The following is a 24,932-nucleotide window of genomic DNA, read 5'->3' as shown; positions in this document are numbered from 1 at the left end:
GCGAACCTATGTAACATTTATTAAATTTGTTCGTACAACATTTATAACAATTGAATCAATGCACAATTGTTGACTAACGGTCAATTTTTGTCCTAAAAAGTTGACCATTAGTAAACCGCAAAAGTAGCATATTTTAAAATATGAAGAAGGTAAAATATTATTACGATACCGAAAATTTAGCTTACCGGAAAATCAAACCAAAAAAGGGACAAAAATTAGGCGTAATTGCCTTATTTTTATTAGCTTCGGCATTGTTCGGTTTTTTGTGTTTCGTAATATTAATCAATACGCCGTTCTTTGAAACTCCTAAGGACCGACTTCAGGCTCGTGAGATTGAAAACATGAAAATCAATTATGCGATCCTGAATAAAAAAATGGACCAGGTGGATGAAGTTTTGGAAAATGTAGCGGAACGCGATAACAACCTGTACCGTGTTTATTTCAACTCCTCTCCTATTCCTGAAGAACAACGAAAAGCAGGATTTGGTGGCGTAAATCGCTATAAGGCTCTTGAAGGTTATAATAATTCGGAACTGGTGGTAAGCACGACAAAACGTGTGGATATTATTTCCAAAGAATTGGTTATCCAATCCAAATCTTTAGATGAGATTTTGAAACTGGCAAAAGAAAAAGAAAAGTTACTGACAGCTATTCCTGCCATTCAGCCAGTCAAGAATGAACAGTTGAAACAAATGGCATCCGGTTTTGGATATCGAAGTGATCCGTTTACAAAAATCAGGAAATTCCACGCTGGTATGGACTTTTCTGCCAAAACAGGAACTCCAATTTATGCCACAGGCGACGGTGTAGTGGAACGAGCTGACAACACAGCGTCAGGTTATGGGAACCATATTGTAATTCGGCACGGATTTGGATATGAAACATTATACGGGCACTTGAGCAAATACAAGGTGAGAGCCGGACAACGAGTAAAAAGAGGTGACATAATAGGCTATGTTGGAAGCACCGGGCGTTCTGAAGCACCACACTTGCATTATGAAGTCCATAAAAACGGGGAAGTCGTAAACCCATTGAATTATTATTACGGCAATATTTCGGCAGCAGAGTTTGCAGCCATATCAAAATTAGCTAACCAAGAAAACCAATCTTTAGATTAATGCATTTAGACTTATCGCCAGACAAAAGATACTACAGCATTGGCGAATTAGCCAAGGCCTTTGATGTGAATGCTTCACTCATTCGTTTTTGGGATAAGGAATTTGACATCCTGAAACCCAAAAAGAATGCGAAAGGCAACCGTATGTTTACACCTGAAGATGTGAAAAATCTCCAACTGATTTATCATTTGGTCAAAGAACGTGGCTTTACGCTTGATGGTGCCAAAACGCATTTAAAGGAAGGACAGAAAAAGACTTTGGATAAATTTGAAATCGTCAGCAAACTGGAGTCTATAAAAGCTCAGCTGACAAGCATTAAAAATGAATTATAGCATACGCTTAAAAAGAAAACAAATCAATAAATAATAAACTCTAAAAACAAAAGCAAAATGAAAAAATGGATAATTATCGGGGTTATCGTAATTGCAATTATCGGACTCTACAGTTGGGCATCTGGAATTTACAATAAAGCCGTGACTCTTGAACAGGACGTAAAAGAAAGCTGGGGAAATGTTAACACTGCTTATCAAAGAAGAAACGATCTTATCCCGAATTTGGTAGAAACTGTAAAAGGATATGCCAAACACGAACAAGGCACTTTAACAGCCGTTATTGAGGCTCGTGCGAAAGCGACATCAGTAACGATTGACCCATCAAATGTTACTCCAGAACAATTGGCTGCATTTAACCAAGCACAATCAGGAGTCACTTCTTCATTATCAAGGCTATTGGTAAGTGTTGAGCAATATCCAAACCTAAAGGCCGATGCGAGCTTTATGAAATTGCAAGATGAACTAGCAAGTACTGAAAATCAAATCTTAACAGCTAGAACCCGTTTCAACGAAGCTATTAAGCCATATAACAATAACATAAATACTTTCCCAAGAAATATACTAGCTGGTATGTATGGACTTAAGCAAAAACCTTATTTTGAGGCAGTGGCTGGTGCAGAAAAACCTGCGGAAGTAAAATTCTAAAAACTCGAATCAATGTCAAAAGTTGAAGATTTCCTTAGTCCGGAAGAAGAAAATGAAATCGTGCAGGCTATTTCGCAGGCAGAAAGAAACACTTCCGGAGAAATAAGGGTTCACATTGAGGATCATACTGAAAAACCTCCGCTCGAAAGAGCCCAGGAGGTTTTTAATTTTTTAGGTATGTACAATACGAGCATGCGCAATGGTGTATTGTTTTATGTAGGCGTTTCTGACCATGCATTTGCAATTATTGGAGATGAAGGTATCCATAAAATGGTTGAAGAAGATTTTTGGGATTGCACAAAAGATACCGTCATTTCTCATTTCAAGGAAAACAAATACAAAGAAGGGCTTGTTTCCGGAATCTTAAGAGCCGGCGAACGACTGAAACAATATTTTCCTTTTGAAAACGACGACACTAATGAATTATCTAACGAAATATCTAAAGGATAAATGAAACTTTTCCCAACAAAAAACGCTTTCCTGCTATCCTTTCTTTTGCTGCTACTGGTTCAGACCGGATATGCCCAATTTGATATTCCGCCAAAACCTAGCTTTCAGACCAGCGTATATGATTATGCCAACGTTTTAGGTTCTGACAAGGCAAAACTAGAAGAAAAACTGATTCGTTATTCTGATTCTACATCTACACAGATTGTAGTGGTTACTGTTCCAACAATAAATGGCGAAAACATTGGGATTTTAGCACCAAAATGGGGCCATACATGGGGAGTAGGACAAGCAAAAGAAGATAATGGTGTTTTTATATTATTAGCTGTAAAGGAGAAAAAAATATGGATTGCTCCCGGTTATGGCGTTGAAGACAGGCTGACTGCCGGAATTAACGGAGAGCTCATAAGAAACATCATAATTCCTGAATTTAAGGCAGGCAGCTATTACCAAGGTTTAGACAAAGGTGCTGATGCTATATTTGACGTACTGAAAGGAAAATACAAAGGAAGCAGAAAAGGCTCAAAAGGAGGAGAATCCAACTCCGGAGGCCTTGTCGTTTTCATCATTATTTTTATCGTTATTCTTTTTATTCTTTCCAAAAACAAGAACAACAGAAACGGCGGAAATCGCGGTGGCGGTTTAGACCTATCTGATATCATCATTCTTAGCAGCCTTGGACGCGGTGGCGGTGGCTTCGGAGGTTCTTCCGGAGGCGGATTTGGCGGCGGAGGCGGTGGCTTCGGAGGTGGTTTCGGCGGCGGCGGCTTTAGTGGCGGCGGTGCTGGAGGAAGCTGGTAAAAATATCACAATAAAAAAGACTGCTATTTAGCAGTCTTTTTTGTTTTTATATAAATATCGTTTCGAAAGTCTGCCTTTCAGCCTTAGTACCTTAGCACCTCTCTTCACAAACTATTTTTAATATACTAAAGTTTGCATAGCATGCGCAGGAATTGTGATTTCCGATTCTGCATCGCCTACAAACAGTTTGTATTTAATTTCGCCGTCTGATTGGTTCATGACTACCGTTACCATTTCTCCGTTTGTATTTAGGAAAGTTGTGCTCAGCAATTGGCTTCTGCTGGCTGATGTGCTTATCCTTTTGGCTTCAGGACGGATAAACTTTGAAAAGTGACCTATGTAATAATAAGATGGTGTATAAATCAGTTTCTTAGCTGTCAAATCACCGTGGATTGGTGCAAAACAGAAGTTAGACACGTGATTAGGCCCGCCTTTTTCATCAAGAAGGATGTTCCAGTCTGTCCAGGCTACTGTTCCGTTGTTGAAATCATTAATCATATTGATTCCGTAGCGTTCTGCATTAGCCCAAAACTGATAACGTGCCGGGTTAAATGCTTCGATACAGCCTTCCGTAAACATCAGTTTTTTATCAGGAAAAGAATCCGCAACTAATTTTACATTATCAAACATCGGTTTTCCGCCATTCCAGGTTTCATACCAATGAAAGCCCATTCCCCATGCATATTTTGCAGCTTCAGGATCCGAATAGATTGTATTAGCTCGCTGTACCATCAAATCTCTATTATGATCCCAGACAACTATTTTTTTGTTTTCCAGCCCGTTCTTTTGCATCGTAGGCCCTAGGTATTTTTTCAAGAAATCTCTTTCTTCTTCAGCAGTAAAAATGCATGATTCCCAGGTTTGGGTTGCCATCGGTTCATTTTGTACCGTAATTCCCCAAATCGGAATACCTTCTTTTTCATATGCCTGAATGAATTTCACATAATAATTCGCCCATGGCTGATAAAATTCAGGAGCCAATTTTCCGCCTTTCAGCATACTTTTAGTGTCTTTCATGAATGCTGGAGGACTCCACGGACTCGCATACAAAGTCATTTCTTTCCCAGCCGTTTTTAATGCTTCCTTTATGAGTGGAATCTTAAATTTTTTATCGTGGTCGATTGAAAATGATTTTAGTTCTTTATCATTTTCATTCACATAGGTATAGCTCTCACTACTAAAATCGGAACTATGGATTGTGGTACGGATTAGAGAATAGCCAATCCCTTTTTCCTTGCTATAATAAGCATCCAAAAATTCTTTCTGCTGCTCTTTAGAAAGTTTGGCAAAAACCTCAGCACTCGCATCGGTAATTGCTCCACCAATTCCCATGAAGGTTTGGAATTGCTTATTAGGATTTACGAAAACTGAGACTTCGTTTTCCAAAGCCTGTTTTGCTGGCTTAAATCCAAGACTCGCTGTTGGAGCAAGTCTTAAATCGGTGTTTTCTGCCGTGGTAAACACCTTGATTTTTTTTCCGCTTGTTGTGAATGGCTTGCTTTTAGAATCCTGTGCGAATCCGGAAAAACAAGCCATTACTAACAAAGCGCTTACTACATTTTTTTTCATTTGAATATTTAATTTGGTCTGCTAATTTACCAAATAGAATATTAAATCTTCTTAAAATGAGTATTCTTAAAATTCAAAACTGTTCCCCTCTTTTTTCTTTCCGCCAAATTTTTCAATCTTATACGTAAGCGAGAACATAGCATATCTTTTCAATACTGTGTTCTGTATATCCTGAATTGATTCCGGGTTGATGTATCTGACAGCACTCTGGTTTTGGTTCAGTACATCATATACTTTAACTTTAAACAGCCACTTATCGTCCATAAAGCTATAACCTAAACTTGTATTTAGAAGATAAAAATCTTTTTTATAGCCGTCAGAAATATTAGAATTGTAAGTATATCCGAAATCATTCCCAAAAACAAGATGCTTTGGCCAGCGGCTTGTGGTTTGTACTTTGATATTATGTGTAAAGTTAGACGAGCTACCTACAGAATAATTCTCATAATCGGTCTTATTCCAGTTATAAGAATAGGACGGCTCTATGGTTAGCAATTCTCCGTAATCCCATGCCAATCTGACTTCAGGTGACAAGCCCAATCCTCTTGCTTCATATAAAGCATTATTGGTCAATCCTTTGTTTAGGTTATAGTTGGCATTCATTCCTATATCAAACCTAAAAGTATGCTGTTCTTTCTTTATAGCCTTGCTCCAGTTCACTCCGCCATAGCTATTATAGGTATCGTTTATATTTTGATAATCAGCTCTATTGATTAAGTCAATCGGATTAAAAACTCTTGAAAAAACAATCTGCTGTTCGTAATAATTAAACCCTGCATATAGATAAAACCCAGATTTGGTTGCATAATCGTAATTGTTGTAATTCAGGTGGAAACTATGATTTTTTGACGGATTCAAGTTAGAATTTCCAGAAATCTGAAACAATGGATTTGTCAGGTCAACCACAGGAAGTATTTGAGCGGCCGTTGGCAATTGTACGTCAAAATTATAATACATATAAAGCGATTTTGACTTTGAAAGTCTGTAATTGAACCATGCATTTGCTGATGGATACATATAATTTTTATCTATCTGGCTGGTCGTCCCGTTATATTGTGACGTATTTTCCATTGTAATCACTTTTGTACCAAGAGTGGCGCCTCCGGAATACTTGCTTTTTCTCACATTAAAGGAAGCGGCAGGATTAAATGTCCGTGTTTTTGACATAAGGCCATACGACAGCAAGTTGTTAAATTCAGAATACTGTCCAGACAATGCATTTTGGTCGTATGTTGATTTGGTATTGTCAAAATCTTTCCATTCATACGAAGCTCTAATAGTTATGCTCAACGAATCTTTTATTGGCTCTGAATATCCAATTCGGGTGTAGTACGTATTATCTTTTTCATCATCATATACTCTCTGACGACGGATATCTTCAGTTCTGTCCGGATCCTGGAAGAAATACGTTTCTGAATTTGTTATATTGTCTCTATCGCTACTCTTATTTGTGTTATTAAAAGTGAAACCAAAATTCCTTCCTTTTCTCTTGAATCGTTTATTAAGGTATAACTCATTTCCAAAAGTGGAAGAAGCATTGTTTGATTTTGATGAATTGGTACTTTCGTTTACCAATCCTAAATCATTTGTAGAGGACTGTTCTGAAAAGTTTTTCGACTCCGAATTGTTTTTTACCAAACTTGGACGAACTGATAAGGTCAACGATGGATCGATCTTATATTCAAATTCCATATTAAAATTATGACCATCACTTGTTCTTCTTGTCGTACCTTTCGATTCTGTAATAAAAGTACTGTTTATACCATTTTCTGATGTCAGGAAGTTTTCTGTCCTACTTCGCGTATCGTTGTCTGTTTTGGAATTTGTATAAAAATAACTTCCGTTTGGCTCCAGCTTTTTGAACCATTCATCGGCAAAATTAAGTCCAACCATACTGGATTGTGTGATTCCTTCATTTGCTCCGCCAAAACTCATACCGTCAATACCAAAAGAGCCATTGCTATTGCTATAATAATTCCGTCCTCCTCCCATGGCATCAAAAATCTCATCCATAGAAAATCCTACGGAATTGATGTTATTGGACGAAGCGAGAATACTTATTTTTTGCTTGTCTTTAAAATAATTTACCAAAGCACTGGATTCATACCGTTTGTCTGTTCCATAACCTCCGGTAAATTTCCCAAATAATCCTTTATTCTTGTCTTCTTGTATCGTAATGTTGATACTTTTATTATCTGAACTTGCCGCATCACCAGACAGTTTTTCTTCTTTTGTCTTTGTATCCGAAACCTGAATCTTGTCAATAATTTCTGAAGGAAGATTTTTTATAGCTACTTTACCATCTTTACCAAAAAACGATTTTCCGTTAACAAGGATTTCGTTTACTTCTTTTCCGTTTACTTTTATTTTTCCGTCTTTGTCTATTTCAACACCCGGCAACTGCTTTAGCAAAGCCTCTACGTTAGAATCAGGGCGCACTTTGAAAGAAGAGGCATTGAATTCAAGCGTATCGTTTTTGATTCGGACAGGCGGTGCTTCGCTTACAATAACTACTTCACCCAAATTTGTAACCGCATCTGAAACAAAAATCTCTCCCAGATCAAGATCTGATGTCAGTTTAGGAAATTCTTTTTGCCAGGTTTGATATCCTAAAGAGGCTACTTTTACAACAAAAGGCTGGTTTAATTTTTTAACTGTGATAGAAAAGTTTCCATTCTTGTTTGAAATGGTATAATCAACGACGGTTGAGTCTTTCACAGAAGTAATGTAGATTGTAGCCGATTCGATAGGCAGATTTACTTCTTTGCTGATTGCTTTTCCTTTAATTGTAAATGAATTTTGTCCAAATGCTGTGCACGATATTAGGACAATGAGAACTTGGAGGATGGTTCTTAGCATTAAGTGTACTTTTAGTTTAGTTAGTTTTGGTTTGTAAGAAAATAAAACTGCGAATTACAACTTTTATTGTCAAAAGAAATAATTTCTTACAGAATTTTTAACAAATTGTCAAAAAAACCAAAAACAGGCAAACATGTCAATAAAATGCTTATGTAATCTTCCTGAAAATAAAAAAAGGGAACTGCATTTGCAATTCCCTTTTCTTTTTCTTTATATGAAATATTATTTTTCTCTGATGTAAATATCAATCGGAACACCTGAAAAGTCCCAGTTTTCACGGATTTTGTTTTCGAGAAAACGTTTATATGGTTCTTTCACATATTGCGGTAGGTTAGCAAAAAACACAAACTGTGGCGTTAAAGTTGGCAACTGCATACAGTATTTGATTTTCACATACTTACCTTTCAAAGCAGGTGGTGGATAGTTTTCGATAATTTTCAACATATGGTCGTTGAATTTCGATGTAGCGATTCGCTGTTTTCTGCTTTCGAATACTTTTACTGTTTCTTCCAACGCTTTTAGCAAACGCTGCTTGGTCAAGGCCGAGGTAAAAATGATTGGCACATCTGTAAAAGGCATTAATTCCTTACGGATTTTTGCTTCGTATTCTTTGGTTGACATGGTGTCTTTTTCGACTAAATCCCATTTATTAACCAGAATAACGACTCCTTTTCTGTTTTTTTCAGCCAACCAGAAAATATTCTGATCCTGTCCTTCAAATCCACGGGTCGCATCAATTATAAGGATACACACATCTGAGTGTTCTATGGCACGCACAGAACGCATTACAGAATAAAATTCAAGGTCTTCTTTTACTTTTGCCTTGCGACGGATACCAGCCGTATCAACAAGGTTAAATTCAAAACCAAAACGGTCGAATTTCGTATCGATAGCATCACGGGTAGTTCCCGCAATATCGGTTACAATATATCTTTCTTTTCCAATCAGTGCGTTGATAAAACTAGACTTCCCTGCATTTGGGCGTCCTACAACTGCAAAACGAGGCAATTCCAGTTCTTCTTTTGTTGGCTCCGGCTTTTCGGGAAAAGCTTCAATCAAGGCATCTAACAATTCACCTGTTCCACTTCCAGAAATACTGGCAAATGTGTAATAATCTCCCAAACCTAAATTATAGAATTCGACAGCATCTTTTTCACGCATGGCATTGTCGACCTTATTCACGGCCAATAAAACCGGCTTAGTGACTTTACGCAATAATTTTGCAACAGCATCATCCATTGGCGTGATACCTTCTTCTACATCTACGACAAAGATGATAACATCGGCTTCATCAATAGCCAATTCTACTTGTTTTCTAATTTCGCCTTCAAAAACATCATCTGAACCACGAACATAACCACCGGTGTCAATTACCGAAAATTCTTTTCCATTCCATTCACTTTTTCCGTAATTTCTGTCACGGGTTACACCCGATACTGAATCTACGATAGCTTCTCTTCTTTGAATCAACCTATTAAAAAGTGTTGACTTTCCTACATTTGGCCTTCCGACAATGGCAACGATATTGTTCATACTATTTTTAAAATATTGTGCAAAGGTACGTTTTTTGTTTCAAGTAAAAAGCGTAAAAGTTAAAGCCTTGCCGTTTGGCATTATTTTTGGACTGAAATCTTTAACGACAATTTAGCATTTTTATCAAAATAAAAATAACGGATTTGCTGTTATAGGGTTTATTATGGAACTTGACAACAACATACAGCTTCGCCCCAAATTTGAGCAATTCTCGCCAAAAACTATTGGTGAGATAAAGTCTACGTTTGAAAAAGTAAAAACTTTCGAAGCAGAAGACTTTAAGTTTCAAAATGCCGGTAACCATATCTGGATTGGCGTGGGATTGTTTAGAAGGGAATTCTGGTCACCTTCACTGCACATTGAGCTTGATTCTTATGAAGACGGCAGGACTTATGTAAAAGGAATTTTTGGACCTGATCCTTTTTTATGGTTTATTTTCCTGGCAATGCATTTTATCGTAGGCGGATTGTTCATTGTTTTTGGAATTATTGCTTACTCCAAATGGACACTTTCACAGCCTTACGATTTTGACTTATTTGTAATGTCGGTTCTTTCTATCATCTGGCTCCTACTCTATTTTGTAGCCCGCCTAAACAGAAGGAAAGGAACTGCCCAAATGAGGGAGCTCTTTTCCTTAGCTAATAAAATTATCGCCTGATTATTTGTTGTTATAACCGAATCTTCTTAACTGGTAAGCATTGCTTCTCCAGTCTTTGTTGACTTTTACAAAAAGCTCGATATGGATTTGCTTTCCGAAGAACTTTTCAAGGTCTTCACGAGATTGAACACCTACTTTTTTTAATGCCAGTCCTTTGTGCCCGATGATGATTCCTTTTTGCGTATCACGTTCTACCATGATAACAGAACGGATGCGGATGATATTTTCATCTTCTATAAACTCTTCCGTTTCAATTTCTACCGAGTAAGGAATTTCTTTTTCGTAGTTAATCAGGATTTTTTCACGGATAATTTCATTCACAAAAAAACGTTCCGGTTTGTCTGTCAACGCATCTTTAGGATAAAAAGGCGGCGATTCCGGCAAAAGTTCTATGATTCTGGCAAATACTTCTTTAACGTTGAAATTTTCCAGTGCAGAAATCGGATATATTTCAGCATTTGGAACTTTTTCTTTCCAAAGCGCAATCTGTTCTTCCAGCTGTTCCTGGTTTGATTTGTCGATTTTGTTTAAAAGCAGCAATACGGGAATTTTCGCATGAATGATCTTATTGAAGAAAGCTTCATCTTTCAGTTCTTTTTCCCCAACCTCAACCATATAGATCAATACATCGGCATCCTCAAATGCCAATTTAACGAAATCCATCATGGAAGACTGTAATTCGTAAGCTGGCTTGATGATCCCCGGCGTATCTGAAAGCACGACCTGAAAATCTTCCCCATTCACAATTCCCAAAATCCTATGGCGTGTAGTCTGCGCTTTTGATGTAATGATGGATAAGCGTTCGCCTACAAATGCATTCATCAACGTAGATTTACCTACATTCGGATTCCCAATAATATTTACAAAACCTGCTTTATGTGACATTTCAAAATTAATTTATGCTGCAAAGGTAGTCATAACAGCTCAATAGAAGAAATAAAACATTTTTCGCAAAAAAGCTTGTTATTTAAGATAATCGTTGTAAATTTGCACCCGAAACATCGCGGGATAGAGCAGTAGGTAGCTCGTCGGGCTCATAACCCGAAGGTCACTGGTTCGAGTCCAGTTCCCGCTACTAAGATTTATTGGAACTCCAATAAGAAAGACATACTGAGAATACAAACGCACATCGCGGGATAGAGCAGTAGGTAGCTCGTCGGGCTCATAACCCGAAGGTCACTGGTTCGAGTCCAGTTCCCGCTACAGAGAAAAAGCTTCAGAGAAATCTGGAGCTTTTTTTGTTTACCCCACCCTGTTTAAACAGTACTCCCAAATTCAAAAAGCATTTACGCAGCTTTTCATAAGAAACTCTTTGGAGCACCAGGATCATTTTTTTATACAAATCAATAAAATCATTTTAGTTAATCATTTATTAATCCATTAAGAAAGTCATATCTATTACTATAAATTCGCCGCATCAATTCGTACAAAATAAGCTTTATTTAAAAATTGCCTAATAGCCCAAAACAAATCTTAAAAACAACTTTTACATTAAAAAATTGATGTATACTACACTTTTAAATATTGCGATTTTTCAAGGAATAGTCTTAGGCTTGCTTATTTTAAAGTCTTCATTATTCAATAGTAATTCAAACAAATACCTAGCCTACTTACTATTTACGCTTTCAATTCTTTTCCTGAATTACGTTTTAGAACTTGAAGGTTCCTATACCTCCTATCCTTTTCTACGCTTTTTTGACGATGTTGAGTGGGCATTATTATTACCTGTTTTCATGTTTCTGTTTATTATAAACCGGATTGATGATGTTGTAAAAAACAAACAAAAGATTTATTTGTATTTTATTCCATTTGCCTTTTCCGCTGTCCTTCATATTATAAACGATCTTGATAGTATTGCAGGAATTTATACTATTCCTGAGTCAGCCTTCTTTCTAATCCAAATACTCAGTCTGATTCATTTTATTTTAGTTGTTACATTCATCCCTTTCTTGCTGATTTACTCTTGTTTTATGATACGACATTTAAAAGATTCACAGGAAAAAAAATGGGTAATTACCATATCAACCCTTGTTTCTTTCTTGTTATTCTCTTGGCTTATTACCTCTCTAACCGGCATATTTCTCAACTATGACATTTCTTCTACTATGCGCGTCGTGGCTTTATTTGGAACATTCATAATTCACTGGACAGCCTATATGGGCATTTACAAATACAAACTGGCCAAAAACAAAGATGCTATTTCCAATTTTCTAAATAATGATTTAACCATTTCGTATAACGGTCTGTCAATTGTAGAAAATAGCACCCCAGAAGAATACAGAGAATCTATTACGGCAGATAATCTTTATTTTCAAAAACTAGAACTTCTTTGCAAAGAGCAACACATTTATACTGACAGTACACTAAACAGAGAAAAAGTTGCTGAAAGATTAGGCATAAGTCCGGGATATGTTTCACAAATTGTAAATACCATAACAGGAGACAACTTTGCCAATTACATAAATTACTATCGGGTTGAAGCTGTCAAGGAAATGATTTCAAATTCTGAATATGAAAACTATAATTTGCTGGCGATGGGATTAGAATCCGGGTTTACTTCAAAAACTACTTTTTATAAAGCCTTTAAAAAAGTTACGGGCCAGACACCCAATGAATATAAAAACACCAGTAAATAGGTACCATTTTATACATTTTTAAGCTTTTGAAACCTTTGCTATTTTTTCTTATGTGAATTTTGGACTCGAATAATTCAAATCACTTTTTATGAAAAAAATTTTATTACTAGCTGTTGTTACAGTTTTAGGATTTACAAATGCTAATGCCCAAAAAATTAATTTTGGAGTTAAAGGAGGTTTAAACTTTGCATCTATTAGCGGAGATAACACCAAAGAAATTGATCCTGTAGCCGCATTTAATTTTGGTCTTTTATCGGAAATTCCCATTTCAGAAAAATTTTCTTTTCAACCTGAAGTAATGTTTTCCGGTCAGGGATATAGTTTTAAGGATAAGGATAATCTAATTGCCTTAAATTATCTGAACGTTCCTTTAATGGGAAAATATTATGTAACAAAAGGATTGAGTATCGAAGCCGGGCCACAAATAGGTTTTTTACTTTCTGCGAAAGATGAGAAGAAAGATGTAAAAGACTCGTTTAAAACCTTTGATTTTGGTGTTAATTTTGGCTTAGGTTATAAGCTTGAAAACGGAATTAATTTTGGGGTAAGATATAACCTGGGGTTAACTGATATTAATAATTTGGATAATTATTCCGGTAAAAATAAAAATGGAGTACTTCAAGTATCTGTTGGTTATTTCTTTTTCTAAAACTTAGCAGTTTTATAATAATCTTCAATAAACTGATTAGATATTTTAATACTCCCCAACTAAAAACAGGCAAAGTGATTTGATCATTTGCCTGTTTTTGTTTTTCTTATACCTTTTTATGTTTTGTGTGAAACCTATCTTCCATTATTTTGACAGGCCTAATGTTCCTCCACAAAACGTGGTTTTGCAGCCTTTCTTCCAAAAAAGATCATGATAACAATCATCAACATCACGAAGTAAAATGAGCTTTTCCACGATACATCCCAATCATGTAACATTCCAAAAACAGGTGGACCAAAAGCTGCAATTAGGTAGCCTACCGATTGTGCTTTTCCGGAAACTTTGATTGTACCGTCCATTGTTTTGCTTTTGAGTGAGAAAAACAGGATAGAAAGACTGAATGTCCAACCGCTTGCTGTTCCGACAAGGACAGCTGCTAAATAAATGTATTGTGTTTTGAACAGAGCTATCAAACTTATTCCGACAAACATTAAGATACCGGCACCATAAATCATTTGTTTTTGGTCTTTCATTTTGGTTGCAATGATAGGACTGATAAACATTATTGGCAGCATCGATAATTGAATAACCAAAAGTACCAATCCTGTTTTTTCTTTCTCCATACCATAATCAACTAAGACGATTGGCAATAAAGCCACCAAACAATAGTATACCAATGACTGAATCCCCATAAAGACACTAATGTTCCAGGCTTGTTTGGAACGGAATATGTTGAATTCGCTTTTAGTTGCTTGTGTTGCTGGTTTCTTTGTAGAGGCACGTTTGCTTGAAAAAGCTTCAATCCCAACAGCAAAAAGAGCCAGCACCGCCCAGATTATCCAAATACCCAAAGAACCTTTCCATCCTAAATTCGTCCATTTTCCAACAGCGATGCTAAAACCTGATGCTAATGCTGCCACCAAATTCATCGCTACTGAAAATACACCGGTCATGATTCCGATTTTTTCGGGAAACCGATTTTTTATATAGGCTGGCGTTGTTACGTTACCAATACAAATCCCCAAACCAATCAGAAATGAACCGATGTATAACATGGGTACATTTCCATAAACCCGAAGATAGAGTCCCATGATTAGGAAAATAAGCGAATAAATCAAACTGTAATGGATATTGGCCTTAACAGCAACTTTGCTTACCAAAACCGAACAGCTTGCAAATACAATCAACGGAATGGATGTCAGCAAACTTCCTTGCAGATTGTTTAGATGCAACAGGGCTATTATTTCGCTTAAGACAGGACTGACGGCAGTAATAGGCGAACGCAGGCCACCGCCAATCAGTATAATCACTATCACACTGAGCAGCGACAAATTAATCTTATTCTTCATTTCAATTTATCTGTATTTATTCAACTTCAAAAATGGCCTGAATTGAAACAGAAGAACCTACCGGTAGTGAACTGGCTCCTGATGTGTTTCGAGTATGCTTGCCTTTATCTCCAAATATTTCAACGGTAAGGTCTGAAGCAGGATTCATAAGTTCTGCGTGTTTGGTATAGGTGTCTGGCGTGTTGAATGTGCCAATCAGTTGCACACATTTTTTTACACGATTCAAATCTCCACCAGCAGCTTCTTTCAAGATAGCCAGAACATTCAGCATTGTTACCGCGGTAGCTTCTTTTACCTGTTCTTCTGTGACATTCACTCCTACTTTACCGGGATTAACTATTTTTCCGTTTTTCAGAGCTACCTGATTGATAAATATCAGATTTCCGGAACGTGCATAGAGTTCGTAGTTTCCTACCGGTTTAGGCAACGAAGGCAACACAATATTCTTATCTTTTAAAACCTGATTGACATCAATTTTATTTTCTGCCACCTCAGCTTTATTCCCACTTTTGACCTTTTCATCTCCTCTAAGGGCATAGGCTACTTTTGCAAAGTTTTTTCCTTGCACTTCTGCCAGATAACGCTCACTTTTTGATGGTCTTTCAACCGTATTTAATGAAGCAAGGCTTGTGGTTCCTAAAACAGAATTTCCCTGCGGAATGGTCTTGTCAATATTTTCATAACCGCTGATACCGTTAGGCACTAAAACCATTCCGTGAACCGCCAGACTGTTCCAAAATGATTGTAACGCCAGTTCCTTTCCTGCTCCGCTTCCTGCCGACATAAAAACCGTAGCCGGTTTGCCTTCCAAAGCATGGCTCGTCCATAAACCGATTGTTTTTGACAAAAACTCACTCATTCCCGTACTGATGTTGCCGAAATATACTGGCGAGCCAAAAGCAATACCGTCATAGGTAGCCAATTCCTCAACCGTAGCTACGGGAATATTTTTTAGTTTAGGATTATCAGATGCCTTTACCTGTTTGATGGTTGCCTGAACATTTTGTCCGCTTTCAATTCCTTTGGCTATTTCTTTTGCCAATTCGTAAGTTCCGCCATTATCAGAATAGATGAGAACTAAAACCTTTGCTGTTTGTTTCTGTGCCATAGCTGTATTTATTACAAATAGTACTAAAATCCCTATCAGGAAAGAATACGATTTTTTCATTTTTCTTATGTATTAAATTCAATAACAAAGTTAATAATGGCATTTTTATTAAATTTGCCATAAAGTATATGCAAAACGACAACGTAAAATGTGGGCTGACCGAAAAAAGCAGAGGGCGATATGTAGATAACGTACCGACCGATGCTTATGTTTGGTATGAGAAAAACTGGCAACATGATGAGTACGAACACGCCCATCAACGTTATCAACTGACTTATGTGGAAGACGGTTATCAATATTTTCACATCGGACAGAAAACCTATCTCGTTCCTCAAAATCATGTTATATGGATACCATCGGCAAAAGAACATCGTACAACTTCCGATGCCAAGACGGTGAATTTGATGATTGTCTTGTTTAAATCAGTGCCAGAGCAGGAATTCTACGAGCATATACATGTTTTCGCAGCTCCATCCGTATTAAAAGAAATGCTTTTGTATGCCGAAAAATGGAATCAGTTGCTGAATGAAGATGAAGAACAGACGCTTTTTTTGAAAGCGATGCTAAGCAGCCTGCCCTATTTTTGTAATGAGAATGAATTTTTGCAAATTCCGGTTCCTGCCGACAACCGCTTATTGCCTGTTTGTAATTATATCAACGCCAATTATGGGTATAATTTTGATATTGATGTGTTTGCAGACATCGCAAAAATGTCCGTACGTAGCCTGCAACGTATCTTTAAGCAAGAAACAGGTATTACGGTGCAAAAATACATGCAATTAATTCGTATTTTGAAAAGTATAGAGCTAATTGACACCAAACAATATACATTGAGCCAAATCGCTCTTATGGTTGGCTATAAAAGTTTGCCCGCTTTTACTTCTTCTTATTATGCTATAATGAAAACAAAACCTAGGCTAAAAAAGTAATGTTTTTATTCCAGCCACAGATTTAAAGTTTCTATATCAAATGAAAAAAGACATGAAAAATTAGACTTCAATGATTTCTGCGTATAAACTTTGCGGCTCTGCGCCTTTGCGAGCAACTATTTCACGCAAAGACGCAGAGCCGCAAAGCAAGAAAGGGAATTTGTTTTTGATGTAAAGTTTCAGATAATCAATTATTCTTTTACAACAATAACTTCCCCATCTCTCAGGGTTTTAAACAGCCATTTATTATCGATACACCTTTGGACTTCTTCTGACATGGCGGCAGATTCAAAATGGTCTGATTTGTAATGTGGTAAAATACCGTAATTAAAATAGCCCAAACCTTCATAAATAGGCTCTTTAATTTGTTCATAAGGAAATTGAGTAGGGTCGTCTACTTTTTCAATATATTTCAATGAATCACATAAGACACAAATACCGGCACTGTAACCTCCATATAAAAAGTCGTTGCGTTGGCGTAGTTTTTCGAAAATTGTATCAAATCCGCTTAGTCGCATGGCCTGTCGCAAAATAAAAGTATTGCCTCCAGACACCCAGATTCCGTCAAGTTCTGCAAGCTTTTTATCCAAAGATTCTTCCCTATTAAAATAGTCCTTTAAATCTAAATGTTCGTTTTTAAACCCTAAGCTTTCCAGGAAAGCCATGTCTCTTTCTAAATCTGCTTTTTTTCTTGCTTCATCAGCTCCGTACCAATCCGTAGCATTCGTAATATGTCCGATTTTTGCTCCTTGTGGCACTAATTCACAAAGTTTATCCGATTCATTTCCAAACTGAAATGAAGACAAATATAAATTCATAGTCGTTTTATAGTAATTTTAATTCTTCTGTAAATTTATAAAAAAACAAGGCCGTATTTTCATCGATAGAAAATACGGCCTCATCATCACCAAACAATTAAATTTATACCGGTTCTGCTTTAAAACCTGTTTTTTTGATAATATCCAGTACCTGTTCTTCGGTAATACCTTCTGCTTTTATGGTAAGGATTTTATCTTTATTGTCAGTGTCAACATTCCATTCGCTAACACCTTCTGCTTTGTCTAAGTGTGGTTTTACAGAAGCAACACAGCCACCACAGTTAATATTGGTCTTGAATTGAAATTCTTTATTTTCCATTTTATTGATCGTTTGTAATTAGGGTTAATTATTGCAACATCCTGTAGCGCAATCTGATTCGCTATCGCTTTTTTCTGGCGAAACACTGTAACCTGCTTTTTCAATAGCATTTACGATTTCACTTTTAGTAGTATCAGAGGCAACGGAAACCGTTATTTTGCCTGCTTCGACGTTTTGAATCTGAACGCCTTCAATATCTTTTACCGCATTGTTGACTCTTGACTGGCAATGCGCGCTCTGCATATCGGGTATATTGATTATTAGCTGTTTCATTTTATTTATTTTTTATAATACAAAGTTGGCTATTCTTTTAAAGGCAACTATTGTGTAATTTTCTGTTTGATTTGTGAGATTTACTGATTTACTTTTTCCATTTCAATCGCAAGCTGTTTGTTACCACGCTCACGCTACTCAATGCCATAGCTGCACCTGCAATCATAGGATTCAATAAGAAACCATTGACAGGATAAAGAATACCCGCTGCAATTGGAATACCGATAAGATTGTAGATAAACGCCCAAAACAGATTTTGTTTGATTGTCGCTACGGTTTGTTTTGAAAGTCGTATGGCTTGCGGTATTTTAGTAAGATCTGATGAAATGATGGTCATTTTGGCAACATCCATCGCAATATCGCTTCCCTTACCCATTGCTATACTTACATCTGCTGTTGCTAAGGCTGTACTGTCATTGATACCATCACCTACCATCGCTACGACTTTGCCTTGCTTTTGCAGTTCTTTTATAAAATCTGCTTTATGCTGCGGCATTACTTCGGCTTTATAATGACCGATGCCTGTTTGTTGGGCAATGGCTTTTGCCGTGGCTTCGTTATCACCAGTAAGCATATACAGGTCAATACCCATTTCCTGTATTTCTTTGATGGCTTCTACTGATGTTTCTTTAATTTTATCAGAAATAGCGATAACAGACAGCGCTTGTTTGCTATCTGAAAACCAGATAACGGTTTTAGACTCGCTGCCCCACTCATCGGCTTGCTTTTGCAATTGTTCTGTGATGGTAATGTTGTTTTCAGCCAAAAGTTTTTTATTCCCTACAAAATAGGTTTCATTCTCATAATTGGCTTTTGCACCTTTACCCGTAATACTGTCGAATTGAGACAAGGATAGTGTTGAAACACCTTCCAGATGTTTTACCATAGCTTCTGCCAACGGGTGTTCAGATTGTTTTTCGATGCTTAGTAAAATCGTTTTAGCTGTGTCGTCATTATGTAACCATTGTATGCCTGTTACTTGCGGTCTGCCTTCAGTAATGGTTCCTGTTTTATCCAATACAATAGCCGTTACTTTTTTTGCCAGTTCCAGACTTTCAGCATCTTTAATCAGGATTCCTTTTTCTGCTCCTTTCCCCACACCAACCATAATTGCTGTTGGAGTTGCAAGACCTAGCGCACACGGACATGCAATGACCAAAACTGTAACCGCTGCCAATAATCCCTGTACCCAACCATTATCTCCACCCAGAATCAGCCATAAGACAAAAGTAAGGATCGCAATCCCCATGACAACCGGAACAAAGATGCCTGCTATCTTATCTACCAATTTCTGTACTGGTGCTTTACTGCCTTGCGCATCCTGCACCATTTTAATAATTTGGGCAAGCATTGTTTCTTTACCTACTTTCACTGCTTCAAAACGGAAGCTTCCTTTTTGGTTGATCGTACCGGCAAATACTTTTTCATTTTCTTTTTTCAGCACCGGAACCGGTTCACCGCTTAGCATACTTTCATCGACATAAGAACTGCCTGAAGTAACCATACCATCTACAGCTATTTTCTCGCCTGGTTTTACAAGAATAACATCGCCTGCATTTACATCTTCAATGGCTATTTGTTTTTCGGTGCCGTCCGGTTGTATGATAATTACCGTTTTTGGCTGCAGTCCCATCAGTTTTTTTATGGCTGTAGAAGTATTGCCTTTGGCTTTTTCTTCTAATAGTTTTCCTAGCAAGATGAACGCAACAATAACCGCTGCCGCTTCAAAATAAACGTGAGCATGCAGTCCTCTTTGGTGCCAAAAATCTTCAAACAGCATATTGAAAATGCTAAAAAGGTAAGCAATCCCAGTACTCAATGCTACCAAGGTGTCCATGTTGGCAGAACGGTGTTTTGCCTGTTTCCACGCATTGATAAAAAAGTCTTTACCCAGCCATAATACTACCGGAGTTGAGAAAAGCCACATAATTGGGTTGGCATAAGGAATGTCCATAAAAAACATCCCTATAGTTACAACCGGAAGTGACAATATAATAGCCCAAATGGTCTTGCTCTTTAGCTTTTTGAATTTTTGGGCATGAATGGCTTCTAATGTTTCCTGTTGTGTAGTTTCACTTTCTATCAATAAATCATATCCAATAGATTGGACTGCCTTTTGCAGTTTTGACGCATCTGTCATATTAGGCAGATATTCTACCGTAAGATTGCCTGTCGCAAAGTTTACAGAAGCATTTATTACGCCTTCTTCAAACGTCACAATACTCTCGGCACTACTTGCACAGGAAGCACAAGTCATACCTAATACGGGAAAGGTGTGTTTTACGGTTGAAACGCCATAACCCAATTCTTTGATTGCCTTAACTGCTTCGCCTACAACTCCGTTATTAGCTACTGTAATAGCTGCACGACCATTGTTTAGCTCTACTTTATGGGTTTCTATACCTTTTACCTGGGCTAATCCTTTTTCAACTATTAATGCACAATGTTCGCTTTCAACATCTTCTAGAGGAAGATAGATGATTTCTTTATTGCTATTTGTTGCCATATTTCGTTTGCTTTAATTTACAATACAAAATTGGGTATAATTTTATCGGAGGTTATTGTGGAATTATGGAATTGATTTGTAAGATTTAGGGAAGATACTCTTGATTTCTTTTTAAGATCTTTGCGGCTCTGCGCCTTTGCGAGCAATATTTTCACGCAAAGACGCTAAGGCGCAGAGCATATACTTAGCTTTATACTTTATCCAAAGGTTTTCTTTTGTCTTCCCGGATTTGTTTGAAATGGCTAGGTGTTAATCCGGTTACTTTTTTGAATTGGTTGCTTAGATAAGCAACGCTTGAATAATTCATTCGGAAAGCGATTTCGCTTAAAGATAATTCGTCATAGACTAATAGTTCTTTTACCTTTTCTATCTTTTGAGCGATAAAGTACTTTTCAATCGTTGTGCCTTCTACTTCAGAAAACAGGTTCGATAAGTAATTATAATCATGATTCAGTTTGCTGCTTAGCACTTCTGAAAGATTCGTTTTGGCACCATTGTCCTGATGATGGACAAGTTCAATGATTGTATTTTTTATTTTTTCGATGATTCTGCTTTTTTTGTCATCTATCACCTCAAATCCCAGTGGAGTAAAAGCCTCCTCCAATTTCTTTTTTTCTTCAGCTGTAAGTTCCTTTCCAACTACTACTTCACCCAGCTTAATACTTTTAACGTCTAATCCCAATTTATCCAATTCATTTTGCACTACCATAATACAACGGTTGCAAACCATATTTTTAATAAAAAGTGTGTCCATAGTATAGTGTTATCTTATAGATTTCTAAGACAAATTTACGATTTAAGTCGGTCAATCTGTGTTTTAATTGCACTGTTCCTACAGGCATTCTGCATCTGCCTAGTTTTTATCCCTAAACAACTAACAAATTGTCATTTATGACCTAGCTTTCTCTTTTTTCCGGTTATTTACGATTTGTAAAATTTAGGATAACCAAAAATAAACTCACAAATTGAGACTAATCTTTCTTTTTTAGTTCTCAAAGCCAGACCCAGCCTAGAATCTTTTGATTTTCGCTTAGTAAATATAAGTAAAAAATAATAAAAATCTTACTTTTACTTGTTACCAATTTGTAATATAAAGCATTATATACCAAATAGTTAATAACCATTTTTTAATAAATCCTTATTCTAAAAATCTGCTCTTAAAAAATTATTAAAATTAAATTTGGATTGATAAAGCGATAAACCCTGCAGGTATTTCTATCCTTTAAAAAAACACTATTTCCTTCCAATCTTAAATTTTACAATTATGTTTAAAAAACGATTTTTAGCTGCTTTAGTATTCGCAAGCATATCGGGACTTTCTTTTGGGAAATCGTCTTCACCGATTAGCGTATCTAAAACAAATGTATCTACAGCATTTAATGCTGGAATATTAGCTAATCCTATAGATGGATCAGCAATTTTTGAAAACCCTTACCGTACGTTGGCATTGAACCTATTCGATTGTACCGGAGGTTCAGAAACATTCTCAAATATTGGGACTGCTGCTAGTGCGTATGCTACAAGAACATGGACAGGTGACAATGGCGTAGCCTGGTCTGCAACAGACGCAAGAACAGATCAAGAGCTTACAGGTAAGGCAATTGCTTTGCGAACGAGCACCTTGAAAAACACCAGCACCATTGCTAACGGTGTTGGAACACTTAGCTTCAAATACAAGAGAGTATTTTCAGGAAATTCTACTTTGAAAGTATTTGTAAATGGTACTCAGTATGGTGGAGATATTGCTGTTACTTCTGATGTATCAGCTACTTTTTCTTTTGCTGTAAACGTATCAGGAAATGCAGTTATCGAAATCAGAAACAGTGGTAACAGAACTATTGTTGACGATTTGACTTGGAGCTGCAATGCTACTGTTGCTGGTCCAGAAATCCAATTAGCTGATGCTGCAGGTACTAACCGTGAGTGTGGAAGTCTTTCTGTTGATTTTGGATCACACGCTGTAAACCAGTACAATGATGCTGTATTCACTGTTAAGAACCTTGGAACTGCTGCTTTGAATGTTAGTGCGTTGACTTTAAGCAATTCAACAGACTTTACAATCATTTCTCCTTCTGTTCCTTTTACAGTTGCACCATCTGGTTCTGGATTAGTTTTAGTTCGTTTCCAAGGAACAACTGCTGGTGTTAAAAATTCTACTTTGACTGTTGTAAGCAACGATACTGACGAAGCTTCTTGCGTAGTTAACTTAGTAGGAACTGCTCTACAGCCATGTGTTGCTCCAGCTATCACTGCTGGTGATGTTGCTGTTTCAGGAATTACACATTCTTCTGCAAATGTAGCTATAACAAGCGCTGCTGCTGATGCTTACCTTGCAGTTATCTCAACATCTAGCACTTTATCTGCTGTTCCTGCAAATGCTACTAGCTATAATGTTGGTGACGCTTTAGGTGGTGGAACAGTTGCTTACAAAGGAACTAATGCTACTTTTTCTCTTTCTGGACTTATAGAAAGCACTTCATACCATATCTTCATATTCCCATACAATAATACTAATTGTACAGGAGGTCCATTATATTATACTGAAGCTTCAATTGATGAGGCGTTTTCAACTCCAGTAGCTCCATGTATTGGTGGAAACGAGACATTCTCTAACTTAGGAACTGCTTCTAGTACTTATACTTCTAGAACTTGGACAGGTGATAATGGTGTAACTTGGTCTGCTACTGACTCAAGAAATGACCAGGATTTGACTGGTGATGCTATTGCTTTGAGAACTGGTATCCTTAAAAACACGACTGCTGTTGCAGGTGGTATCGGAACATTGAACTTCAACTACAAAAGAGTATTCACAGGTGATTCAACTCTAAAAGTATTCGTAAACGGAGTACAATATGGTGGAGACATTACTGTTTCTTCTGACACTACTACTGCATTTTCTCATGCTATCGATGTTGCTGGACCAGTAACTATCGAAATCAGAAACAGCGGTAACAGAACTATCATTGACGATTTGTCTTGGAATTGCTATACTGTACCAAACGGACCAGAAATCCAACTTTCTGACAGTGAACTAAACCTAAAAGAATGTGGTAATTTCACAATCGATTTTGGAGCTGTTCTTCCAAACACAAACAAAAACATCATCTTTACTGTTGAGAATTTAGGTAATCAGGATTTAGAAGTAAGCGCTCTTACATTAAGCGATGCTGTTAACTACACTATCCTTTCTCCATCTGTTCCTTTTACATTGGTTCCTACAAGTGCTATTGAAGTTGAAGTACAATTCAACGGTGCTACTCTTGGAAACAAGCCTGCAACTCTTACTGTTGTAAACAATGATGCTAACGAAGGTTCTTGCGTTATCAATCTTAAAGCTAGCGTTCAGGAAAACTGTGTTGCTCCTGACGGAACAGCTGTAATCAGCAGCTCTAATGTAACTGACACTTCTGCTACAGTTTCTGTTTCTGCTATTACAGCATCAGGATATCTTGCTATCATGAGTACAGGTGGTACAGTAACTGCTCCGGTTAACGGAACTGTTTACAATGTAAATGATACTCTTGGAGCTGGAAAAGTAGTTTATGCTGGTACTAATGCTACTTTTAATGTTTCAGGTTTAATTGCTAACACAAACTATACTATCATCGTTTATCCATACAACGCTGAGTGTATTGGAGCTCCTTTCTATTCTACAACTCCAGCAATCGATGAAATCTTGACTACTGGTGCTCCATGTGTTGGAGGTACAGAAACTTTCTCTAACCTAGGAAGCAGCTCAAGTACTTATGCTAACAGAACATGGACAGGAAACAACAGCATCAATTGGTCTGCTTCTGATGCTAGAACTGATCAGGATTTGAATGGAGATGCTATCGCTCTAAGAACAGGAACTTTGACTAACACAACTGCTATTACTACAGGTATTGGTACTTTGTCTTTCAACTACCAAAGAGTTTTCACAGGTGATTCTGTTTTGAAAGTATTCGTAAACGGAGTACAATATGGTGGTGACATTGCTGTTACATCAACGTCTACAACTGTTTATTCTCAAGCTATTAACGTTTCTGGAAACGCTACTATCGAAATCAGAAACAGCGTAAACAGAACAATCATTGATGACGTGGCTTGGACTTGCTACAGTGCTTCTCCAAGAGCTGCTGCAACTAGCGTTAAAAAAAACACTACAGCTTTGAATAGCGAAATAAAATTATACCCAAATCCAAACAACGGTCAATTCCAATTAGATTTTGCTGGTGAAAATGCTGATATTACAGTATTTGATTCATTAGGAAAAAGCATCCTTTCTAAAAAAGTAGCTTCTCAAGAAGTAATCGATTTAGGAAATGCACAAAAAGGAATCTATATCATCCAAATCAAATCTGGAAACACTACAGTTTCTAAAAAAGTTGCTATAAAATAAGC

21 protein-coding genes and 2 tRNA genes are annotated in these 24,932 nt (G+C 37.0%); 12 read left to right on the top strand and 11 right to left on the bottom strand.

Features of this window, described 5'->3' with window-relative positions; all coding sequences use genetic code 11:
* Window positions 1-140: 140 nt before the first annotated feature.
* Genes FJA49_RS16215 through FJA49_RS16195 form a run of 5 tightly spaced genes read left to right on the top strand, consistent with a single transcriptional unit; the run spans window position 141 to window position 3,343 of the window.
* Entirely contained in the window at window positions 141-1,118 is a 978-nt protein-coding gene (locus tag FJA49_RS16215; protein WP_140002172.1) for a M23 family metallopeptidase, read from the top strand.
* Window positions 1,118-1,450, top strand: coding sequence for a MerR family transcriptional regulator (locus FJA49_RS16210; protein WP_140002170.1), 333 nt, complete (start codon window positions 1,118-1,120; stop codon window positions 1,448-1,450). The genes FJA49_RS16215 and FJA49_RS16210 overlap by 1 nt, the downstream gene beginning before the upstream one ends.
* 57 nt (window positions 1,451-1,507) lie before the next feature.
* A complete protein-coding gene (locus tag FJA49_RS16205) occupies window positions 1,508-2,095 on the top strand; it encodes a LemA family protein (RefSeq protein WP_140002168.1) in 588 nt (195 codons plus the stop codon).
* Between the two features lie 12 nt (window positions 2,096-2,107).
* A complete protein-coding gene (locus tag FJA49_RS16200; RefSeq protein ID WP_140002166.1) occupies window positions 2,108-2,545 on the top strand; it encodes a TPM domain-containing protein in 438 nt (145 codons plus the stop codon).
* A complete protein-coding gene (locus FJA49_RS16195) occupies window positions 2,546-3,343 on the top strand; it encodes a TPM domain-containing protein (RefSeq protein ID WP_140002164.1) in 798 nt (265 codons plus the stop codon).
* Between the two features lie 117 nt (window positions 3,344-3,460).
* On the opposite strand, the gene FJA49_RS16190 is transcribed toward FJA49_RS16195, so the two are convergent.
* From FJA49_RS16190 to der, 3 genes are all read right to left on the bottom strand, one after another.
* Window positions 3,461-4,912, bottom strand: a complete 1,452-nt coding sequence (locus tag FJA49_RS16190; protein WP_140002162.1) for a glycoside hydrolase family 30 protein — start codon at window positions 4,910-4,912, stop codon at window positions 3,461-3,463.
* A gap of 66 nt (window positions 4,913-4,978) precedes the next feature.
* Complete coding sequence (locus FJA49_RS16185; RefSeq protein WP_140002160.1) at window positions 4,979-7,771, bottom strand: outer membrane beta-barrel protein; 2,793 nt, start codon at window positions 7,769-7,771, stop codon at window positions 4,979-4,981.
* Between the two features lie 222 nt (window positions 7,772-7,993).
* A complete protein-coding gene (der, locus tag FJA49_RS16180; RefSeq protein ID WP_140002158.1) occupies window positions 7,994-9,304 on the bottom strand; it encodes a ribosome biogenesis GTPase Der in 1,311 nt (436 codons plus the stop codon).
* A gap of 163 nt (window positions 9,305-9,467) precedes the next feature.
* Between der and FJA49_RS16175 the strand changes: the two genes are divergently transcribed.
* Window positions 9,468-9,962 (top strand): hypothetical protein, encoded by a 495-nt coding sequence (locus tag FJA49_RS16175; RefSeq protein WP_140002156.1) that lies wholly within the window; start codon window positions 9,468-9,470, stop codon window positions 9,960-9,962.
* Here the strand turns inward: FJA49_RS16175 and era are convergent, their stop codons facing one another.
* Window positions 9,963-10,847, bottom strand: a complete 885-nt coding sequence (gene era, locus FJA49_RS16170) for a GTPase Era (RefSeq protein ID WP_140002154.1) — start codon at window positions 10,845-10,847, stop codon at window positions 9,963-9,965. It lies immediately after the preceding gene.
* Between the two features lie 117 nt (window positions 10,848-10,964).
* On the opposite strand from era, the gene FJA49_RS16165 reads away from it, so the two are divergent.
* From FJA49_RS16165 to FJA49_RS16150, 4 genes are all read left to right on the top strand, one after another.
* A tRNA-Met gene (locus FJA49_RS16165) sits at window positions 10,965-11,037 on the top strand.
* A 55-nt stretch (window positions 11,038-11,092) separates the two neighbouring features.
* Window positions 11,093-11,165: transfer RNA gene (locus FJA49_RS16160), tRNA-Met, on the top strand.
* A gap of 299 nt (window positions 11,166-11,464) precedes the next feature.
* Window positions 11,465-12,598, top strand: a complete 1,134-nt coding sequence (locus tag FJA49_RS16155; RefSeq protein WP_233590205.1) for a helix-turn-helix domain-containing protein — start codon at window positions 11,465-11,467, stop codon at window positions 12,596-12,598.
* 88 nt (window positions 12,599-12,686) lie between these two features.
* Window positions 12,687-13,247, top strand: coding sequence for a porin family protein (locus tag FJA49_RS16150; RefSeq protein ID WP_140002150.1), 561 nt, complete (start codon window positions 12,687-12,689; stop codon window positions 13,245-13,247).
* Window positions 13,248-13,405: 158 nt separating this feature from the next.
* Here FJA49_RS16150 and FJA49_RS16145 read toward each other — a convergent pair whose 3' ends face one another.
* Window positions 13,406-14,596 carry a CynX/NimT family MFS transporter gene (locus FJA49_RS16145; RefSeq protein WP_140002148.1) on the bottom strand — a complete coding sequence of 397 codons (1,191 nt, stop codon included), beginning with the start codon at window positions 14,594-14,596 and terminating at the stop codon, window positions 13,406-13,408.
* A 16-nt stretch (window positions 14,597-14,612) separates the two neighbouring features.
* Window positions 14,613-15,764 carry an Atu1372/SO_1960 family protein gene (locus FJA49_RS16140; RefSeq protein WP_140002146.1) on the bottom strand — a complete coding sequence of 384 codons (1,152 nt, stop codon included), beginning with the start codon at window positions 15,762-15,764 and terminating at the stop codon, window positions 14,613-14,615.
* A 68-nt stretch (window positions 15,765-15,832) separates the two neighbouring features.
* Between FJA49_RS16140 and FJA49_RS16135 the strand changes: the two genes are divergently transcribed.
* Entirely contained in the window at window positions 15,833-16,633 is an 801-nt protein-coding gene (locus FJA49_RS16135) for an AraC family transcriptional regulator (protein WP_140002144.1), read from the top strand.
* 191 nt (window positions 16,634-16,824) lie between these two features.
* Here the strand turns inward: FJA49_RS16135 and FJA49_RS16130 are convergent, their stop codons facing one another.
* The 5 genes from FJA49_RS16130 to FJA49_RS16110 all read right to left on the bottom strand — a co-directional run bounded on the left by FJA49_RS16130 (window position 16,825) and on the right by FJA49_RS16110 (window position 21,303).
* On the bottom strand, window positions 16,825-17,451 hold the full coding sequence (locus tag FJA49_RS16130; RefSeq protein ID WP_140002142.1) for a Type 1 glutamine amidotransferase-like domain-containing protein: 627 nt from the start codon (window positions 17,449-17,451) through the stop codon (window positions 16,825-16,827).
* 103 nt (window positions 17,452-17,554) lie between these two features.
* Window positions 17,555-17,770 (bottom strand): heavy-metal-associated domain-containing protein, encoded by a 216-nt coding sequence (locus FJA49_RS16125; RefSeq protein WP_140002140.1) that lies wholly within the window; start codon window positions 17,768-17,770, stop codon window positions 17,555-17,557.
* Between the two features lie 24 nt (window positions 17,771-17,794).
* Window positions 17,795-18,043 (bottom strand): heavy-metal-associated domain-containing protein, encoded by a 249-nt coding sequence (locus FJA49_RS16120; RefSeq protein WP_140002138.1) that lies wholly within the window; start codon window positions 18,041-18,043, stop codon window positions 17,795-17,797.
* Window positions 18,044-18,131: 88 nt separating this feature from the next.
* Window positions 18,132-20,549, bottom strand: a complete 2,418-nt coding sequence (locus tag FJA49_RS16115) for a heavy metal translocating P-type ATPase (protein WP_140002136.1) — start codon at window positions 20,547-20,549, stop codon at window positions 18,132-18,134.
* A 190-nt stretch (window positions 20,550-20,739) separates the two neighbouring features.
* Window positions 20,740-21,303, bottom strand: coding sequence for a helix-turn-helix domain-containing protein (locus tag FJA49_RS16110; protein ID WP_140002134.1), 564 nt, complete (start codon window positions 21,301-21,303; stop codon window positions 20,740-20,742).
* A gap of 510 nt (window positions 21,304-21,813) precedes the next feature.
* Here FJA49_RS16110 and FJA49_RS16105 point away from each other — a divergent pair.
* Window positions 21,814-24,930, top strand: coding sequence for a choice-of-anchor D domain-containing protein (locus FJA49_RS16105; protein WP_140002132.1), 3,117 nt, complete (start codon window positions 21,814-21,816; stop codon window positions 24,928-24,930).
* Window positions 24,931-24,932: the final 2 nt, after the last annotated feature.

Source organism: Flavobacterium microcysteis, from assembly GCF_006385255.1.
Lineage (GTDB): Bacteria > Bacteroidota > Bacteroidia > Flavobacteriales > Flavobacteriaceae > Flavobacterium > Flavobacterium microcysteis.
The sequence above is the reverse complement of the archived record's forward strand: the minus strand, read 5'-3'. Positions and strand labels throughout refer to the sequence as shown.

Coding starts and splice junctions, on each gene's coding strand:
- FJA49_RS16215 (WP_140002172.1), top strand. CDS start 141: ATGAAGAAGGTAAAATATTATTACGATACCGAAAATTTAGCTTACCGG.
- FJA49_RS16210 (WP_140002170.1), top strand. CDS start 1,118: ATGCATTTAGACTTATCGCCAGACAAAAGATACTACAGCATTGGCGAA.
- FJA49_RS16205 (WP_140002168.1), top strand. CDS start 1,508: ATGAAAAAATGGATAATTATCGGGGTTATCGTAATTGCAATTATCGGA.
- FJA49_RS16200 (WP_140002166.1), top strand. CDS start 2,108: ATGTCAAAAGTTGAAGATTTCCTTAGTCCGGAAGAAGAAAATGAAATC.
- FJA49_RS16195 (WP_140002164.1), top strand. CDS start 2,546: ATGAAACTTTTCCCAACAAAAAACGCTTTCCTGCTATCCTTTCTTTTG.
- FJA49_RS16190 (WP_140002162.1), bottom strand. CDS start 4,912: ATGAAAAAAAATGTAGTAAGCGCTTTGTTAGTAATGGCTTGTTTTTCC.
- FJA49_RS16185 (WP_140002160.1), bottom strand. CDS start 7,771: ATGCTAAGAACCATCCTCCAAGTTCTCATTGTCCTAATATCGTGCACA.
- der (WP_140002158.1), bottom strand. CDS start 9,304: ATGAACAATATCGTTGCCATTGTCGGAAGGCCAAATGTAGGAAAGTCA.
- FJA49_RS16175 (WP_140002156.1), top strand. CDS start 9,468: ATGGAACTTGACAACAACATACAGCTTCGCCCCAAATTTGAGCAATTC.
- era (WP_140002154.1), bottom strand. CDS start 10,847: ATGTCACATAAAGCAGGTTTTGTAAATATTATTGGGAATCCGAATGTA.
- FJA49_RS16155 (WP_233590205.1), top strand. CDS start 11,465: ATGTATACTACACTTTTAAATATTGCGATTTTTCAAGGAATAGTCTTA.
- FJA49_RS16150 (WP_140002150.1), top strand. CDS start 12,687: ATGAAAAAAATTTTATTACTAGCTGTTGTTACAGTTTTAGGATTTACA.
- FJA49_RS16145 (WP_140002148.1), bottom strand. CDS start 14,596: ATGAAGAATAAGATTAATTTGTCGCTGCTCAGTGTGATAGTGATTATA.
- FJA49_RS16140 (WP_140002146.1), bottom strand. CDS start 15,764: ATGAAAAAATCGTATTCTTTCCTGATAGGGATTTTAGTACTATTTGTA.
- FJA49_RS16135 (WP_140002144.1), top strand. CDS start 15,833: ATGCAAAACGACAACGTAAAATGTGGGCTGACCGAAAAAAGCAGAGGG.
- FJA49_RS16130 (WP_140002142.1), bottom strand. CDS start 17,451: ATGAATTTATATTTGTCTTCATTTCAGTTTGGAAATGAATCGGATAAA.
- FJA49_RS16125 (WP_140002140.1), bottom strand. CDS start 17,770: ATGGAAAATAAAGAATTTCAATTCAAGACCAATATTAACTGTGGTGGC.
- FJA49_RS16120 (WP_140002138.1), bottom strand. CDS start 18,043: ATGAAACAGCTAATAATCAATATACCCGATATGCAGAGCGCGCATTGC.
- FJA49_RS16115 (WP_140002136.1), bottom strand. CDS start 20,549: ATGGCAACAAATAGCAATAAAGAAATCATCTATCTTCCTCTAGAAGAT.
- FJA49_RS16110 (WP_140002134.1), bottom strand. CDS start 21,303: ATGGACACACTTTTTATTAAAAATATGGTTTGCAACCGTTGTATTATG.
- FJA49_RS16105 (WP_140002132.1), top strand. CDS start 21,814: ATGTTTAAAAAACGATTTTTAGCTGCTTTAGTATTCGCAAGCATATCG.